Below are 17,034 nucleotides of genomic sequence, written 5' to 3' on the forward strand. Positions count from 1 at the left end.
AATTCAGACGGAGGTGAAATTCCCGTCGGAGGGCCCCTAGAAGCCCGGCCTCCTGCGCAGGGGCGCCGTCAGCCGGAGAAGCGTCCCCAGGGGATGTCGCGCCGCAGCGGCGCCCTGAGGGCGCGCTGTGTGCGGCCCCAGGCCGAGACCGGCTTCTCTGCGGCCACGGCATCCGCCTCCTCGGCCACGAAGGCCTCGGAGAGCACGGCGATGAGCGCCGCGAGCTCCTCCTCGGTGGCGGAGCCGCGCAGCACCTGGATCTCGACCGCCCCGTCGTCCTCCGCGCTCACAGCGGGATGTTCCCGTGCTTCTTCGGGGGCAGCTCAGCGCGCTTGCCGCGCAGCGCCCGCAGCGCCTTCGCGATCGAGACGCGCGTGTTGGCCGGCTCGATGACGCCGTCGATCTCGCCGCGCTCTGCGGCCAGGAACGGGCTGGTCACGTTGTACGTGTACTCGTTGGCGAGCCGGGTGCGGACGGCGGCGACGTCCTCGCCGGCCTCCTCCGCACGCTTGATCTCGCCGCGGTAGAGGATGTTCACGGCGCCCTGGCCGCCCATGACGGCGATCTCCGCCGTGGGCCAGGCGAGGTTCACGTCCGCCCCGAGCTGCTTGGAGCCCATGACGATGTAGGCGCCGCCGTAGGCCTTGCGCAGGATCACGGTCACGAGGGGCACCGTGGCCTCGGCGTAGGCGTAGATGAGCTTGGCGCCGCGGCGGATCACGCCGGTCCACTCCTGGTCGGTGCCGGGCAGGTATCCCGGCACGTCCACGAGCGTGACGATCGGGATCGAGAAGGCGTCGCAGAAGCGCACGAACCGGCTGGCCTTCTCTCCGGCCTCGATGTTCAGGGTTCCGGCCATCTGCGAGGGCTGGTTGGCGATGATGCCGACGGAGCGGCCCTCGACGCGGCCGAAGCCGATCACGATGTTCGGGGCGAACAGCGGCTGCACCTCGAGGAACTCGCCGTCGTCGACGACGCGCTCGATGACGGTGTGGATGTCGTAGGGCTGGTTCGCGGAGTCCGGGATCAGCGTGTTGAGCGTGCGATCCGCGTCGGTCGTCTCGAACTCGAAGTCGTTCGAGTAGGACGGCAGCTCCGCCATGTTGTTGTCCGGCAGGAACCCGAGGAGCGTCCGCGCGTAGTCGATCGCGTCGTCCTCGTCCTCGGCGAGGTAGTGCGCGACGCCCGAGCGGGTGTTGTGCGTGTAGGCGCCGCCGAGCTCCTCCATGCCGACGTCCTCGCCGGTGACGGTCTTGATGACGTCGGGGCCGGTCACGAACATCTGGCTGGTCTTGTCGACCATGATCACGAAGTCGGTCAGCGCGGGGCCGTACACGGCGCCGCCCGCGGCCGGGCCCATGATGATCGAGATCTGCGGGATCACGCCGGAGGAGCGGGTGTTCGCGCGGAAGATCTCGCCGTACTTGCTGAGCGCGAGCACGCCCTCCTGGATCCGGGCGCCGCCCGAGTCGAGGATGCCGATGATGGGCACGCCGCTGCGCAGCGCGAACTCCATGATCTTGATGATCTTGTCGCCGGAGACCTCTCCGAGCGAGCCGCCGAAGGTCGTGAAGTCCTGCGAGTAGACCGCGATGGTGCGACCGTTGATGGTGCCGACGCCGGTGACGACGGAGTCGCCGTATGGTCGGTTCTTGTCCATGCCGAAGGCGCTCGTGCGGTGCCGCACGTACTCGTCGAACTCGACGAAGCTGCCCGGATCCACCAGAAGCTCGATGCGCTCGCGGGCGGTCATCTTGCCCTTGGCGTGCTGCTTCTCCTTGGCCTTCGCCTCGGCCGCGACGACGGCCTCGTCGTAGCGGGCGCGGAGGTCGGCGATCTTGCCGGCGGTCGTGTAGAGGTCAGGGGTGTCCGTCACGCTTTCCACATTAGCGCCGGGGCCCGGGGGTCCGTTGGATGAGAGGCACAACACCGGAGCGGGATCCTCTGTGCGGACCCTCCGATCCCCTCGGGGCGTCCGCGGGCGTCGCCGGCCCCGCGGATAGGGTGACCGGATGAGCTTCCCGCACAGCGCCGCGGCCGCCGCGCGCCTCGAGATCGTCGCCTCCACCGGATCCACGAACGCCGATCTGCGCGCGCATGCGGGCGACGAGGACGGCTGGCCGCACCTGTCCGCGATCCTCACCGAGGACCAGGTCGCGGGTCGTGGCCGCCTGGACCGGGTGTGGACCGCGCCGGCCGGATCCGCACTGGCGCTGTCGGTGCTGCTGCGGGTGCCGCGGGTCCCCGTCGCCGAACGCGGCTGGATCCCGCTCGCCGCGGGCCTCGCGATGGCCGACGCGATCGCCGCTCAGCTTCCGGAGCGGAGCGTGGGCGTGAAGTGGCCGAACGACGTGCTGGTGGGCGATCGCAAGATCTGCGGCATCCTCGCCGAAGCGACGGGATCGGACGTCGTCATCGTCGGATCGGGCGTCAACACCGCGATGACGGCCGAGCAGCTGCCGGTCGAGACCGCGACCTCGTTCGCCGTGGAGGGCGCGCAGGCCGACCTGGATCTGCTCGTCGCCGGCTACCTTGCCCGGCTGGACGGGTGGATCGAAGGCCTCTCCGAGCACGGCTCGGCCGTCGCGAGCGGGCTGCGCGATGCCGTCGCCGCGCGCTGCCTCACGCTCGGCCGGACGGTGCGCGTGATGCTCCCCGGCGGCGCCGATCTGGTCGGCGAGGCGTCCGGTCTCGGCGCGGACGGCTGCCTGATCGTCCGCGCCGAGGGCGCCGAGCACCGCATCGCCGCCGGCGACATCGTGCACCTGCGGCTCGCCTGAGCGCCGCGTCGGTCGGCCGCAGCCCCGGTCAGTGCCGCAGCGCGGAGATGCGGCTGAGGGCGCGCTCCAGAGAGCGCGCGGGCACTCCCGCGGCGACCGGACGCGCGATCGGGGCGCGGGCGTGCACGTCGACGCGCACGTCGCGGTCGTAGAGCACGTCGATCAGGTGGCAGAACCTCAGCAGGGCTTCGCGATGCACCGTGCGCAGATCAGGGACGTCGAGGATCGTGAGCGCCGCGGCCTGCTCCGCGAGCCAGAGGTACTGCGGAGTGGCGAGCGGCGCGCCGCAGAGGTCGTCGAAGGTCGCGGCGATCCGTCCCTGTGACCGCTCGCGCACGGTGAGGGCGATGCCGGCGTCGGTCGTGAGGTCGATCGCGGGCAGGGACTCTCGGGCGGCTCCGAGAACCCAGGAACCGGCCGTGAACCCTGTGGTGGGGCGGAGCTCGGGGGCGACGCCGCGATAGTCCTCGCCGTCCGCGATCTCGATCAGGTCGAGATGCTGCTCGATGAGCCGGATCGCCGGCACGAAGTGCTCGTGCCACAGGCCCGGCATGAGCTCGTCCGGTGCATCGTTCGACGTCGCGATCAGCAGGACGTCGTGCTCGATGAGGTGGCGCAGCGTCGTGGTCAGGTAGACCGCGTCCGCCACGTCGTGCACGTGGAACTCGTCGAAGAGGATCGCCCGGGAGCCGCCGACGAGGCGCGTCACCGCACGGTCGAGCGGCGTGCGCCGGGTTCCGAGCGAGCCCTGCAGCTCGAGGAAGAAGTCGTGGAAATGCACGCGCCGCTTGCGCCGCGTGGGCAGCGCTTCGAAGTAGGCCTCGGCGAGGAGCGACTTGCCTCGTCCGACCGCGCCCCACAGATAGGCGCCGTGGCGGTGCGGGGCGCCGAGCGCGGCAGCGGCGGAGCGCTGCGCGGCGTCCAGCAGGATCCCGTCCGGCAGGTGCGTCGTGAGCGGCGTGCCGGCGGCCGTCAGCGGGTGGGCGGCGACGGTCCCGTCCGTCACGGCATCCGGGAGGGCGGTCATGCTCCGAGCGTAGCGAGGGGCGTGCCGGACTACCCTGGATCCGACATGGCACATCTCCTCGGGGCCGAAGGCCTCCATCTCGAGTTCCCCACCCGGATCGTCTTCGATTCCGTCACCCTCGGCATCGAAGAGGGGGACCGGATCGGCATCGTCGGCCGCAACGGCGACGGCAAGTCCAGCCTGCTCGCGATGCTCGCCGGCCGGCTCGAACCCGATGCCGGACGCGTGACCGTGCGCGGCGGAACCACGATCGGGGTGCTCGATCAGGCGGACGTGCTCGACGACGCGCTCACTGTCGGCGGGGCGATCGTCGGCGACATCCCGGAGCACGAGTGGGCCGGGGATCCGAAGGTCCGCGACGTGATCGACGGCCTCGTGAGCGACCTGGACTGGAACGCCTCCGTCACCGATCTCTCCGGCGGCCAGCGCCGCCGGGTCTCGCTCGCGAAGCTGCTCGTCGGGGACTGGGACATCGTCGCGCTCGACGAGCCCACCAACCACCTCGACGTGGAGGCCATCGGCTGGCTTGCGGAGCACTTGAAGAGGCGCTGGCCGGCGAGCCAGGGAGCGCTCATGGTCGTGACGCACGACCGCTGGTTCCTGGACGAGGTGTGCACCGAGACCTGGGAGGTGCACGACCGGATCGTCGAGCCCTTCGAGGGCGGCTACGCGGCCTACATCCTGCAGCGCGTCGAGCGCGACCGGATGGCCGCGGCGAGTGAGGCGAAGCGGCAGAACCTCGCGCGCAAGGAGCTCGCCTGGCTGCGCCGCGGCGCCCCCGCCCGCACCTCGAAGCCGAAGTTCCGCATCGATGCGGCGAACGAGCTCATCTCCGACGTGCCGGAGATCCGCGACCGCATCGCGCTGCAGTCGCTCGCCGTCTCGCGGCTCGGCAAGGACGTCGTCGATCTCATCGACGCCGGCGTGACCTTCCCCGCCTCGGCATCCACTCCGGAGCGCGAAGTGCTGCGCGACGTCGAGTGGCGGATCGCGCCGGGGGAGCGCACCGGCATCCTCGGCGTCAACGGCGCCGGCAAGTCGACCCTGCTCGGCCTCGTGGCCGGAACCCTGGCGCCCACCAGCGGCAGGGTCAAGCACGGCAAGACCGTGCAGGTCCGCACGCTCACCCAGCGCCTGGACGAGCTGCAGGACGTCTGGGACGAGCCGGTGCGCGTCGTGATCGGACGGCTGCGCACGACCTACACGTTCGGGACCGGATCCAAGGCGGCAGAGCTCACGCCAGGGCAGCTGCTGGAGAGGCTCGGCTTCTCCTCGGCGCAGCTCTCCACGCCCGTCAAGGACCTCTCCGGTGGCCAGCAGCGCCGGCTGCAGCTGCTGCTCGTGCTGCTGGAGCAGCCCAACGTGATGATCCTCGACGAGCCCACGAACGACATGGACACCGACATGCTGGCGGCGATCGAGGATCTCCTCGACTCCTGGCCCGGCACCCTTCTCGTCGTGAGCCACGACCGCTACTTCCTGGAGCGGGTGACCGACCAGCAGTACGCGATCCTGGATCGGCGTCTGCGTCACCTGCCGGGCGGGGTGGACGAGTACCTGCGTCTGCGGGCGCTCGAGCAGGCGAACCAGAAGGGGGCCGCGGCGGGATCCGCCTCCGCGCCGGCTGCCGAGTCCGCCCTGAGCGGCGCCGATCGTCGCACAGCCGAGAAGGAGCTGACCGCGCTCGAGCGCCGGATGCAGAAGCTCGCCGAGCAGATCGATCGCGCCAAGCACGGCCTCGCCGACCACGATCAGTCCGACTATGCGGGCCTCGGCGAGAAGATGAAGGAGATCTCCGCCCGGGAGGCCGAGGTCGAGGAGCTCGAGCTGCGCTGGTTCGAACTCACCGAGCAGCTGGGCTGAGCGCGGAGGGTTCCGCGGATCGCCCCCCGGAGGGGTGGTTTCGTCGTGAGCCGACTCGGGTTGCGTCTAATGCAACGCATGTTGCGTCAGGAGTGATCCGTGGGAGAGAATGCCGGAATGGCATCTGCAGACGTTCCCGCTCTCATCGCGATCGGCGAGACCATGGCGCTGGTCACACCGAGCCGGGCGGAGTCGCTCCTCGACGCGGAGAGCTTCCGGCTCCGCGTCGGCGGCGCCGAATCCAACGTCGCAGGACACGTGGCAGCGCTCGGCGGCACGGCGGCGTGGGCGAGCGCGCTCGGAGACGACGTGCTCGGGCACCGGGTGCACCGCGAGATCGCGGCGCAGGGCATCGACACCCGCTGGGTGTCGTTCGATGAGACCGCGCCCACCGGGGTCTTCTTCAAGGATCCGGGTCGGGGCGTCAGCTACTACCGTGCCGGGTCCGCCGCCTCGAGGATGTCGCCCGCGTCGATCGCGTCGGTCCCGCTCGAGGATGCGGCGGTCGTGCACGTCTCGGGGATCACCCCCGCGCTCTCGGACGACTGCGCGGCGATGATCGACGCGGTGTTCGAGCGCGTCGCCGCGAGCAGCGCGCTGCTCAGCTTCGACGTCAACCACCGGAACGGGCTGTGGCCGGTCGCCGAGGCGGCCCCGATCCTGCGCGAGCTGTCGCTCCGCGCGGACATCGTCTTCGTGGGACGCGACGAGGCGGAGACGCTCTGGGGCTGCCGGACCGCGGAGGACGTGCGCGAGCTCCTCCCCGCACCGGCACGGCTGATCGTCAAGGACGGCGATGTCGGCGCCACCGAGTTCTCCGCACAGGGCCCGATCTTCGTGCCCGCGATCCCGACCGAGGTCGTCGAGCCCGTCGGCGCGGGCGATGCGTTCGCCGGCGGCTACCTCGCCGGCCTCCTGCGCGGGCGGAGCGTGCAGGAGTGCCTGCGGAGCGGGCATGAGCGGGCGCACCTGGTGCTCCAGTCGACGAGCGACAGCGCCCCTCCCACGGCGCCGCGGGGCGCGGACTCCGCGCTCTCCGACGCGACGCGCTGACCTCTCGGGCGCTCCTCGGCGCCGAGACCTCAGAACACGATCACCGGTTTGACCGTGCGGCCGCGGTGCATGTCCTCGGCGGCTCGCGCGATCTCGTCGAGCTCGTAGGCCCGTTCCAGCCGCTCCAGCGGGAGCCGGCCTGCGGCGTGCAGCGCGACGAGCTGGGGGATCAGCTGCTGCGGCCGGGCATCGCCCATCGTGACGCCGCGCAGCACCTTGCCGGCGAGGATCCCCTGGATGTCGACGGCGATCTCGGTTCCGGGCGGCGGCGCGCCGCACACCAGCACCGTGCCGCGGATCGCCGCGGCGTCGAGCGCGGCGCGGGCGACGCCGGGGTTCCCCGTCGTGTCGAAGCTCAGATCGACGCCGTGCCCCGCCGTGATCTCCGCGAGGCGCGCCGCGACGTCCTCTGCCCCCGCGTCGATCGCATGGGTCGCGCCGAGCTCGCGGGCGAGATCCAGCCGTTCGGCGACGAGGTCGACCGCGATGAGCCGGGCGGGTGCGCGCAGGGACGCCGCGATCAGCCCGGACAGGCCCACCGCACCGGCTCCGTACACGGCGACGACATCCTCCGGGCCCGGGTCGAGCACGTTCCACATCGAGCCGAAGCCGGTGAGCACGCCGCAGCCGAGCGGGGCGAGGGCGGTGAGGTCCGCGTCCGGGGCGACCTTCACGAGCGAGCGCCGGTCGGCGATGGCGTGGGTGCCGAACGAGGACTGGCCGAAGAAGTGGCCCGCGAGGGGCCGTCCGTCGCGGGTGATGGTTCCCGTGTCGTCCGCGCGGAGCGCTCCGAGCAGGTTCCGCGGCAGCCAGGTCTCGCAATACGCGGGGTGGTCCGCGGTGCAGGCCGGGCAGTCGCCGCAGGACGTGAAGCTGAGCAGGACCTTGTCGCCCGGTGCGACCTCGGTCACCCCCGGCCCGACCCTCTCGACGACGCCCGCGCCCTCGTGTCCGATGATGCCGGGCGCAGGGAAGGGGATCCCACCCGCCAGGACCGCGAGATCCGTGTGGCACAGCCCGCTCGCGACCAGTCGCACGAGCACCTCGTCCCGGCCGGGGTCGCCGTAGTCGACGTCCGAGACCGTGAATCCGCCCGCCTCCAGGACGGCGGCGCGACCCGCGGTCACCGCGGGTCCTCCGTGCCGAGGCCGATGACGATCGAGTGCGACCGCTGATACGAGGCCATGGCCTCTGGCCCGCCTTCGCGGCCCCACCCCGAGGCCTTGACGCCGCCGAACGGGATCGCGGGGTCGAGGATCGCCCAGCCGTTGACCCAGGTGATGCCGGCCTGCAGGCGCGCGGCGACCCGGTGCGCCCGTGCGAGATCCGAGGTCTGGATGCCGCTGGCCAGCCCGTACCTCGTGCCGTTGGCGAGCGCGACCGCCTCGTCCTCGGTGTCGAAGGGCTGCACCGTCAGGACGGGGCCGAAGATCTCCTCGACGACGGCCTCCGCGGCGGGGTCGAGGTCTGCGAGCACGGTGGGCGCGTAGTAGAAGCCGCCGCCGAGGTCGACCCGCTCGCCGCCCGTGACCACGCGTGCGCCCGCGGCCCTCGCGCGGTCGACGATGCCAGCGACCTTCTCCAGCTGGCCGCGGCTCGCGAGCGGGCCGATCACCGTGGCCGGATCCGAGATGTCCCCGAACGGGACCTGCGGCACGGCGTCGGCGAGGATGCCGAGCACGACCTCGTAGATCGGCCGCTCCACCAGGAGACGGGGTCCCGCCATGCAGAACTGGCCGCTGTTGAAGACGAAGGCGGAGATGACCGTCCCGATCGCGGTGTCCAGATCGGCATCGGCGAACAGGATGTCGGCGGCGTTGCCGCCCAGCTCGGCGGTGAACGGCGTGAGCGACCTCCCCGCGAGCGCCGCGGCGCGGGCGCCGACCTCGGTCGATCCGGTGAAGGCGACCTTGTCGATCCCCGGGTGCCCGACCAGGTGGTCGCCGAGCGTCGAGCCGGGACCCGTGACGACGTTGAACACGCCGTCCGGCACGCCGGCCTGCTGCAGCACGTCGGCCACGATCAGGGCGCTCAGCGGAGTGTCGCTCGCCGGCTTGTGCACGATCGTGTTGCCCGCGAGCAGGGCCGGGGCGATCTTGGAGCTCGACAGGATCAGCGGGAAGTTGAAGGGCGTGATCGCCGCGACGACGCCGTAGGGCTCCTTCTTCACGTAGGCGTGCGCGTGAGAGGGGATCTCCCTGACCTCGCCGTCGAGGTGGTGCCCCAGCGCCGCGTAGTACTCGTACAGCTCCGCGGCGTTGTTGACGTCCACGATCCGCGCGAACGTGATCGGCTTTCCGGCGTTCGCGCTCTCTGCCTGGGCGAGCTCCTCCGCTCGCTCCCGCAGCAGGTCGTGCGCGCGCTGCAGGATGCGCGCGCGCTCCCGGCTGGAGAGTCCGGACCACACCCCGGAGTCGAACGCGGCGCGGGCGGCCGCGACCGCGTCGTCGACGTCCTGCGTCGTGGCCCGTGCGACATCGGTGAGCTTCCGTCCGGTCGCGGGCGCGAGGATGTCCATCCGGCCGCCGTCGGACGCCTCTCGCCATGACCCTCCGATGAACAGCCGTCCTGGCGCGAAGGCCGGGTGCGCGGCGACGGGCGCCTCTTCTGCGATCGTCATGATCAGTCCTCTCCTCGTCGAGATGCGGGTCGACGACGGGGTGCAGGCCCGGCCGCGGAGCGGCGGAGCGCCACGCAGCGGCGTCGTCCGGGTCAGTCTGCGGGAGCGCCCTGCACGCTGGTATCCGTAGGATTACCGATTCGAGTCGGCGGAGTCCGCCTCGAACCACGCCGCGATCTGCGCGCGGGAGGAGACCCCGAGCTTCGCGAAGATGCGCTGCACATGCGTGTCGACGGTGCGCACCGAGAGCACGAGGCGCTCGGCGATCCCGCGGTTGCTCAGCCCGGCGTGGACGCCCGCGGCGACCTCGCGCTCGCGGTCGCTCAGAGTCGGCGCGCGCCGTGCGTCGTCGTCGAAGGACGCCGCCTCCGCGGGGGAGAGGCGCTCTCCGACGGCGGCGAGGCGCTCGAAGGCGCGCCGCCCGAGACGAGCGCGCACGGTCTCCACGCAGCGGTCGTGATGGGCCGTCATCTGCGGGCCGTGCACCTCGATGCCGGATCCGATCCGCCGCCACCGGCTCCGTGCGGCGCCCAGCAGCACGGCCGCGTGATCGGCCCGAGAGCGCGCGGCATCGATCCAGGCCAGCAGCTCCAGCACCAGGCAGTCGCCCGCCGGATCGTCGATCCCGGTATCGACCGCGAGCGCCTGCGTGGCGATGCTCTCGGCATCGTCGAGCGCTCCGTCGGTGAACGAGGCCAGCGCTCGCGCCCAAAGGGCGAGGGAACGCATCCAGCGCTCTCCGATCGCGGCCGCGTGGCGCTCCGCCGATGCGGCGGGAAGCGCCGCATCGGGCAGTCCGAGGTGGCTCATCGCCGTCGTCAGCTGGAACTGCGCGAACATCGCCTCCTCCGGGAGCCCCGCGTCGACCGCGAGCCGGATCGAGTGCGCGAACTCCGCGCGCGCCTGCGCCGGATCGCCCGAGAAGAGGGCGAGCGTGCCGCTCCAGCGGTGACGCTCGATCTCGGTCCGCGACCGGACGTCCGCGGGGAGGGCCGTGGACAGGCCGGCCGCCTCATCGAGACGGATCCGCGCCTCCGCGAGGTCGCCCTGCAGCAGGCTCAGCCAGGTCGCCGTGAGCAGAGCCGGCACGCGCTGAGCGGGCGCCGCATCGGGCAGCGCGAGCAGCCGTGCGGCCCAGGCGCGCCCCTCGAGCAGGTATCCGCCGACGCCCCAGTGGTAGCGGAGGTCGGTGAACAGGCCGAGGGCGGCGGCGGTGTCGAGCACCGCGGCCGCCCACAGCGCCGCCTGCAGCTCTGCGCGATCCGCGCGCAGAGCGGCGACGAGCTCGGCCTGCCGCGGTCCGTACCAGAGCCGGTTCGCCTCGGCGGCCGTGCGGGCGCAGTGCGCGAGGTGGCGGCGGACGAGCACCGGCCGCGCTCCGCACTCCTCGGCGCGCTCCCGCCCGTAGCCGCGGATCGTCTCCAGCAGGCGGAACCTCCCGGTGTCGCGATCCGCCTCCACGAGGGACTGCGCCACCAGTTCGTCGAGCAGATCGAGGATGGCCTCCTCCCGCTCGCCCGCCACCGCGGCGGCGGCGGGGAGGTCGAAGGGCCCGGAGAAGGTGCTCACCGCGGCCCACAGCGCGCGCTGCGGCGGGGAGCAGAGGTCGTGGCTCCAGTCGACGACCGCGCGAAGCGTGCGCTGGCGGGCGACCGAGGATCGGGAGGATCCGCGCAGCAGGGTGAAGCGCGACGACAGGCGGGCGGCGAGATCCGCGGGCGAGAGCGTGAGCAGCCTGCTCGCCGCGAGCTCGATCGCGAGCGGAAGGCCGTCGAGGGTGCGGCAGATCTCCGCCGCGATCGGGGCCTCCTCTGCGCGCAGCACGAAGGAGGAGTCCGCCGCGCGGGCGCGGGCGGTGAGCAGCGCGACGGCCTCCGAGACGTCTCCGGCCGCGGCCTCGACCTCCAGCGGCGGCACCGCGAAGACGTTCTCCCCGTCCAGCTCCAGACGTCGTCTGCTCGTCGCCACGATCCTCAGCCGCGGCACCGCGTCCAGCAGCTCGTCGACCATCGCGGCCACCGCGTCGACGAGGTGCTCGCAGTTGTCCAGCACGAGGAGGGAGGGGGCCTCGCCGAGCACATCGACGACGAACGCGCGGGGATCCCGCACGGACTGCTCGCCCAGGGGGAGCGCACGGGCCACCGCGAGCGCGAGCCGCCGCGGATCCTGGACGCCGTCGAGCGGGACGAACCAGACGGGATCTCCGGTCGTCTCGGCGCGGGCGTTCGCCGCCCGGATCGCCAGACGCGTCTTGCCGGCGCCGCCGACGCCGGTGAGCGTGACGAGGCGCTCGTCGCGCAGCAGCGCGGAGAGCGCGTCAAGCTCCCGCCCCCGCCCCACGAACGCACTGCGCGGTTCCCTGATCATGCCGTCCCCATCGTGGCTGGGATTATTGCACGGCGTCCCGGAAAGCGGATCTCGATGCCGCGGATCAGGAGACATCGATGGCGACGGACCGCCACCCGGGAATACCGTGGTCCTACGCGGTGCTGTGCTCTGGGCGGACGGCACTCGCGGTCCGCATGCGAGACGAGAGGAGGCCGCGCATGGAAGGTCTCGAAGTCACCGTCCTGCTGGGGCTCACGATCCTCACGGGCGCCCTGCTCGCACCGCGGCTCCGGCTCGCGCTGCCGCTCGTGCTCGTCATCATCGGCCTCGCGCTGGGATTCGTGCCGGCCCTCCGCGAGATCCAGCTGCCGCCGGAGACGGTGCTGCTGCTGTTCCTGCCGGTGATGCTGTTCTGGGAGAGCCTGACCACCTCGCTGCGGGCGATCCGCCGCGACTTCCGCTACATCCTGCCGATGAGCACGCTGCTCGTCGTGGCCTCCGCGTTCGCCGTCGCCGGCATCGGGCTGCTGTTCGGGCTGCCGTGGGAGACCGCCCTGATCCTCGGCGCGGCCGTCGCGCCGCCCGACGCGACCGCGGTCGCCGCCCTCGGCAGACTGCTGCCGCGGCGCATGTTCATGAAGCTCAAGGCCGAGAGCCTCACGAACGACGGCACGGCGCTCGTGCTGTACGCGATCGGGATCTCCCTCGCGGTCGGCGGGCACGTCACCCCGCTGAGCGTCACCTGGTCGGTCGTCGTCTCCTACCTCGGCGGCATCGCGGCCGGTGTGGCCGTCGCCGCCCTCGCGTTCCTGCTGCTGCGCGCGGTGTCCTCGACGATCGTGATCAACACGACCCTGCTCCTGGTCCCGTTCGTCGCGTTCCTGCTCGCCGAGCTCATCACCGCGTCGGGCGTTCTCGCCGTCGTCGTCGCGGGCGTGATCATCGCGTACGTGTCGCCGACCGTGACCACGGCGCAGTCCCGACGGCAGGCGGAGTCCGCGTGGCCGTTCGGGGTGTTCCTGCTCAACGGCGCCCTGTTCGTGCTGATCGGACTCGAGGTGCAGTACGTCGTGCACCAGATCTCGGCCGGCGCCATCGGACGCCTGGTGCTCGTCACGCTCGCGGTCTGGGTCGCGCTCCTGGTCGTGCGCTACCTGTTCCAGCTGCTCAGCGTGCCGTTCTACCAGCGCACGGGACCCCGGCCGCCCCAGGGCGTCAGGGCGCGCTCGCGCGTGCTGAGCACGTTCGCGGGCATGCGCGGGGCGGTGTCGCTCGCGATCGCGCTGTCGGTGCCCGCGGGCACCGTCGCCGGGGGAGCGGTGGACGGCCGCGACGAGATCGTGTTCGTGACGGCCGGCGTCATCCTGCTGAGCCTGCTCGTGCAGGGCACGCTCCTGCCGGCGATCGTGCGCTGGGCGCGGATCCCCGCCGACCAGGGCGAGGTCGAGGAGTACGAGCTCGCCGAGCGCACGATCTCGGGGGCGGCGCTCTCCGCGCTGGACGACCTCGCGGTGCAGCACGAGATCAGCGACGACGTCCGCGACCGGATCCGGTTCGAGGGCTACCAGATGCTCGAGTACACGAATGCGCGCACGCTCGCCCGCGAGCAGGCGCTCGTGGACGCGGAGGTCAAAGCGCTCGACGAGATGCTCGGCCAGCCGGACCCGCTCGCGGCGGGGACCGAGCCGGAAGCGGACGCCTCCGGATCCGAGGGGATCTCGTCCGGCGGCATCGGATCCGACGGCATCGGCGGCGAGCCGATCGAGACGGACGGGCAGGGGGCGGCGGGCGGATCCGCTCCGCGCCGCACGCTCATCGAGGGTGCGACGCTGCAGATGATCGCGACCTCGGAGGACGTCGACCTGCTGCAGCGCTCGCCGCTGGTGCGCCACGAGGAGTTCACGCGGCTCAAGCTGGCGCTGCTGGACCGCAAGCGCGAAGTGCTGCTGGGCCTGCGCCGCTCGGGGACGGTCGACGATCTCGTCGTGCGACGGATCTCCGCGCGGCTCGACCTCGAGCAGCTCCGCCTGCAGGGGCTCGAGGACCTGGACTGACGGCGGCGTGCTGCTCCCGACCGTCCTACTCCGGTAGCACGACCGCGGGCGAGGTTCACTCTGCAGAGGGACGCGACGCGATGCCTGCGCGACCTACCGTGAGGGCATGGCCGACCTCCTGAGCTCCTTCCTCCTCACGCCGTGGGCGCCGCTCCTGATCCTGCTGTTCTGCTTCCTGGACGGATTCTTCCCGCCCGTGCCGAGTGAGACGGTGGTCGTCGGCGCCCTCTCGCTGGCCTTCGCGACGGGGCCTGCTGCGACGCCGACGGCGCTGCTGGTCCTCCTGGCGGCCGGCGTGGGCGCGGCGGCCGGCGACAGCGCGGCGTATGCGATCGGCCGTCGCGTGGGCACCCGGCGGTGGGCCTGGATGCGCCGCCCCCGCGTGCGCGTCGCGTTCGACTGGGCGGGGGAGCGCCTCGCCGCGCGCCCGGCCGTGTACCTGCTGGTCGCGCGCTACATCCCGGTCGGGCGGGTCGCGGTGAACATGACCGCGGGGGCGACCAGGCTGCCGTACCGCCGCTTCCTTCCGCTGTCGCTCGTCGCCGCCGTCTGCTGGGTCGCGCTCAGCGCGCTGATCGCATCCGTCGCCTCCGCCTGGCTCGGGCACTCGCCCCTGCTCGCGGCCGTGGTCGGCGTCGTGCTGTCGATCGTGATCGGGGTGCTGATCGATCTCGGGGCACGGCTCGTCCGGCGGGCCAGGGGCGGGCGTGCGGCGGCGCCGGCACCCGGCGCCGAGCTCGAGCACGAGCACGAGCTCGTGAGGACGGGTGCCGGCACGGAGCTGTGACGCCGTGTGACGGGTCGATTCGGAGGGCGCTCCGAGCCCCTCGTAGCGTGGTCGAGTCCCCCCAAGAGAGGAACTCACAGCCATGTCCCGCACGCTCACCACCGCGCTCGCCGCCGCCACCGCGGCCGCCGCGCTCGTCGTCTCCCTCGTCGGCTGCTCGTCCGCATCGGGCGCCGGATCCGACCCGACCTCCGAGTCCGGCAAGACCGTCAAGGTCGGCGTCGTCGGCAAGAGCGACCCGCAGTGGCCCGCCTTCGTCGAGGCCGCCAAGAAGGAGGGCATCACCGTCGATCTGGTGGACTTCGGCTCCTACGAGCAGCCGAACCCCGCGCTCGCCGAGGGCGAGCTCGACCTCAACGAGTTCCAGCACATCGTGTACCTCGCGCAGTACAACGTGAAGTCCGGCAAGGACCTGCAGGCGATCGGATCGACCGCGATCTATCCGCTGGGCCTCTACTCGAAGAAGCACAAGAGCGTGAAGGAGATCCCGTCCGGAGGGACGGTCGCCGTCCCCGACGACGCCTCGAACCAGGCGCGCGCCCTGCTCGTGCTGCAGTCGGCCGGCCTCGTGAAGCTGAAGTCGGGCGGCACCGCGCTGTCCGACATCGCCGACGTCGACACCGCGGCCTCCAAGGTCAAGGTCACGCCGCTCGAGGCCGCGCTGATCCCCACCTCCCTGCCGGACGTCGACGCCGCGATCATCAACAACGACTTCGTCAAGGACGCGGGGCTCACCTTCGCCGACGCCCTTGCGCAGGACGATGCGAAGGATGCGAGCGCGCAGCCCTACGTGAACATCTTCGCCGCGCGGGCGAAGGACAAGGACAACCCCACCTACCTGAAGCTCGTCGAGATCTTCCAGAAGGACCCGGCCGTGCAGGCGGGGCTCAAGAAGGCCTCCGGCGACATCGGGGTGCCGACCGTCCTCTCGGCCGCTGATCTGCAGAAGGTGCAGGCGAAGGTCGAGTCGGACGTCAAGGCGCACAAGAACTGAGGCCTCAGGGCCGGCCGCGGCGGGACGGACCCCGCCGCGCACGACAGGACCGGGCGACGCAGAACCGCGTCGCCCGGTTCCGCGTCGCGAGAACCCCGTGACGCAGAACCGAACCGGAGAACCCATGCCGATCGTGAGCCTGCAGGGCGTCACCAAGACCTATCCGCCCACCGCCCGGGACGGCGCCCCCGTGATCGCCGTCGACGACGTGTCCCTCGACATCGCCCAGGGCGACGTCTTCGGGATCATCGGCTACTCCGGGGCCGGGAAGTCCACGCTGGTGCGGCTGATCAACGCGCTGGAGCCGACGACGAGCGGGCGCCTGGTCGTGGACGGCGTCGACCTCGCGACGCTCAGCGAGCGAGAGCTCCGCCGCGTGCGCAGCGGCATCGGCATGATCTTCCAGCAGTTCAACCTGTTCTCCGCGAAGACGGTCAGGGCGAACATCGCCTATCCGCTCGCGCTCGCGGGCTGGGCGAAGGCCGACATCGAGGCGCGGGTGACGGAGCTGCTCGCGTTCGTCGGGCTCTCCGACAAGGCCAAGGCGTTCCCCGAGCAGCTGTCCGGCGGGCAGAAGCAGCGCGTCGGCATCGCGCGCGCCCTCGCCACCAGGCCCGCCATCCTGCTCGCCGACGAGGCGACCAGCGCGCTCGATCCGCAGACCACGCACGAGGTGCTCGAACTGCTCGCCCGCGTGAACCGGGAACAGGGGGTGACGATCGTCGTCATCACGCACGAGATGGACGTGATCCAGACCCTCGCCACCAAGGTCGCGGTGATGGAGAACGGGCGCGTCGTGGAGCAGGGCGAGGTGTTCGAGGTCTTCTCGAACCCGCGGAACCCGGCGTCGCAGCGCTTCGTCGGCACGGTCATCAAGGGCATCCCCACTCCCGCGGAGCAGGCGTCGCTGGGCGCGCGCCACGAGGGCCGGCTCGTCACCTTCTCGTTCCGGGACGGAGACTCCTCGCAGGCCCAGGTGTTCCTGGATCTCGCCGAGGCCGGCCTCGCCTTCGAGCTCGTCTACGGCGGCATCAACGACATCCGCGGCCGCGCGTTCGGCCATCTCACACTCGCGATCCGCGGTGCGGACGCGGCGATCGACGCCGCGCTCCGGAGGATCCGGGAGCACGCGACCGTCACCGAGATCGGATCCGATGCGGGTGCGACCCCGGCGGACGGGGAGGTGCGCTGATGGATCGCCTGATCGAACTGCTCCCGGACTTCTGGCAGGCGGCGCTCGAGACGCTGTACATGACCACGTTCGCGCTCGCGATGGCGGGCGTGATCGGCACGATCATCGGCATCGGCCTGTACGTCACGCGTCCCGGCGGGCTGCTGCCGAACCGGCCGGTGAGCATCCTCATCTCGTTCCTGGTGAACTTCTTCCGGCCGATCCCGTTCGTGATCTTCATCGCCGTGCTGCAGCCGTTCACCCGGATCGTGATCGGCACGGGCATCGGCATCAACGCCGGCGCCTTCGCGATCGGCGTCGCCGCGTCGTTCGCGATCGGCCGCATCGTCGAGCAGC

13 protein-coding genes and 1 pseudogene are annotated in these 17,034 nt (G+C 71.8%); 8 read left to right on the forward strand and 6 right to left on the reverse strand.

The window, feature by feature from the left end:
• Positions 1-68: 68 nt before the first annotated feature.
• A complete protein-coding gene (locus B7X32_RS08880; protein ID WP_105688353.1) occupies positions 69-290 on the reverse strand; it encodes an acyl-CoA carboxylase subunit epsilon in 222 nt (73 codons plus the stop codon).
• Entirely contained in the window at positions 287-1,885 is a 1,599-nt protein-coding gene (locus tag B7X32_RS08885) for an acyl-CoA carboxylase subunit beta (protein WP_292718643.1), read from the reverse strand. The genes B7X32_RS08880 and B7X32_RS08885 overlap by 4 nt, the downstream gene beginning before the upstream one ends.
• Positions 1,886-2,012: 127 nt before the next feature.
• Here B7X32_RS08885 and B7X32_RS08890 point away from each other — a divergent pair, with 127 nt between their 5' ends.
• Positions 2,013-2,780 (forward strand): biotin--[acetyl-CoA-carboxylase] ligase, encoded by a 768-nt coding sequence (locus tag B7X32_RS08890; protein ID WP_292718645.1) that lies wholly within the window; start codon positions 2,013-2,015, stop codon positions 2,778-2,780.
• A 28-nt stretch (positions 2,781-2,808) separates the two neighbouring features.
• On the opposite strand, the gene zapE is transcribed toward B7X32_RS08890, so the two are convergent.
• A complete protein-coding gene (zapE, locus tag B7X32_RS08895) occupies positions 2,809-3,807 on the reverse strand; it encodes a cell division protein ZapE (protein ID WP_292718647.1) in 999 nt (332 codons plus the stop codon).
• 45 nt (positions 3,808-3,852) lie between these two features.
• Between zapE and B7X32_RS08900 the strand changes: the two genes are divergently transcribed.
• Entirely contained in the window at positions 3,853-5,670 is a 1,818-nt protein-coding gene (locus B7X32_RS08900; protein WP_292718649.1) for an ABC-F family ATP-binding cassette domain-containing protein, read from the forward strand.
• 117 nt (positions 5,671-5,787) lie between these two features.
• A complete protein-coding gene (locus B7X32_RS08905; RefSeq protein WP_292718651.1) occupies positions 5,788-6,723 on the forward strand; it encodes a sugar kinase in 936 nt (311 codons plus the stop codon).
• 29 nt (positions 6,724-6,752) lie between these two features.
• Here the strand turns inward: B7X32_RS08905 and B7X32_RS08910 are convergent, their stop codons facing one another.
• The 3 genes from B7X32_RS08910 to B7X32_RS08920 all read right to left on the reverse strand — a co-directional run bounded on the left by B7X32_RS08910 (position 6,753) and on the right by B7X32_RS08920 (position 11,710).
• The gene (locus B7X32_RS08910; RefSeq protein ID WP_292718653.1) at positions 6,753-7,850 is read right to left on the reverse strand and encodes an NAD(P)-dependent alcohol dehydrogenase; all 1,098 of its coding nucleotides are present in this window, start codon (positions 7,848-7,850) and stop codon (positions 6,753-6,755) included.
• Positions 7,847-9,343: an aldehyde dehydrogenase family protein gene (locus B7X32_RS08915; protein WP_292718655.1), complete on the reverse strand. Its 1,497-nt coding sequence runs from the start codon at positions 9,341-9,343 to the stop codon at positions 7,847-7,849. The genes B7X32_RS08910 and B7X32_RS08915 overlap by 4 nt, the downstream gene beginning before the upstream one ends.
• 132 nt (positions 9,344-9,475) lie before the next feature.
• Positions 9,476-11,710, reverse strand: coding sequence for a LuxR C-terminal-related transcriptional regulator (locus B7X32_RS08920; RefSeq protein WP_292718657.1), 2,235 nt, complete (start codon positions 11,708-11,710; stop codon positions 9,476-9,478).
• A 179-nt stretch (positions 11,711-11,889) separates the two neighbouring features.
• Here B7X32_RS08920 and B7X32_RS08925 point away from each other — a divergent pair, with 179 nt between their 5' ends.
• The 5 genes and pseudogenes from B7X32_RS08925 to B7X32_RS08945 form a co-directional block, all read left to right on the forward strand.
• On the forward strand, positions 11,890-13,725 hold the full coding sequence (locus B7X32_RS08925; protein WP_292718659.1) for a Na+/H+ antiporter: 1,836 nt from the start codon (positions 11,890-11,892) through the stop codon (positions 13,723-13,725).
• A gap of 106 nt (positions 13,726-13,831) precedes the next feature.
• A complete protein-coding gene (locus tag B7X32_RS08930; RefSeq protein ID WP_292718661.1) occupies positions 13,832-14,512 on the forward strand; it encodes a VTT domain-containing protein in 681 nt (226 codons plus the stop codon).
• A gap of 82 nt (positions 14,513-14,594) precedes the next feature.
• Complete coding sequence (locus tag B7X32_RS08935) at positions 14,595-15,506, forward strand: MetQ/NlpA family ABC transporter substrate-binding protein (protein ID WP_292718663.1); 912 nt, start codon at positions 14,595-14,597, stop codon at positions 15,504-15,506.
• Between the two features lie 124 nt (positions 15,507-15,630).
• Positions 15,631-16,698, forward strand: coding sequence for a methionine ABC transporter ATP-binding protein (locus tag B7X32_RS08940; RefSeq protein WP_292718665.1), 1,068 nt, complete (start codon positions 15,631-15,633; stop codon positions 16,696-16,698).
• A pseudogene (locus tag B7X32_RS08945) lies at positions 16,698-17,034 on the forward strand (ABC transporter permease); the annotation flags it as partial. The gene B7X32_RS08940 and the pseudogene B7X32_RS08945, both read left to right, overlap by 1 nt.

It is taken from the genome of Microbacterium sp. 13-71-7, from assembly GCF_002257455.1.
GTDB lineage: Bacteria > Actinomycetota > Actinomycetes > Actinomycetales > Microbacteriaceae > Microbacterium.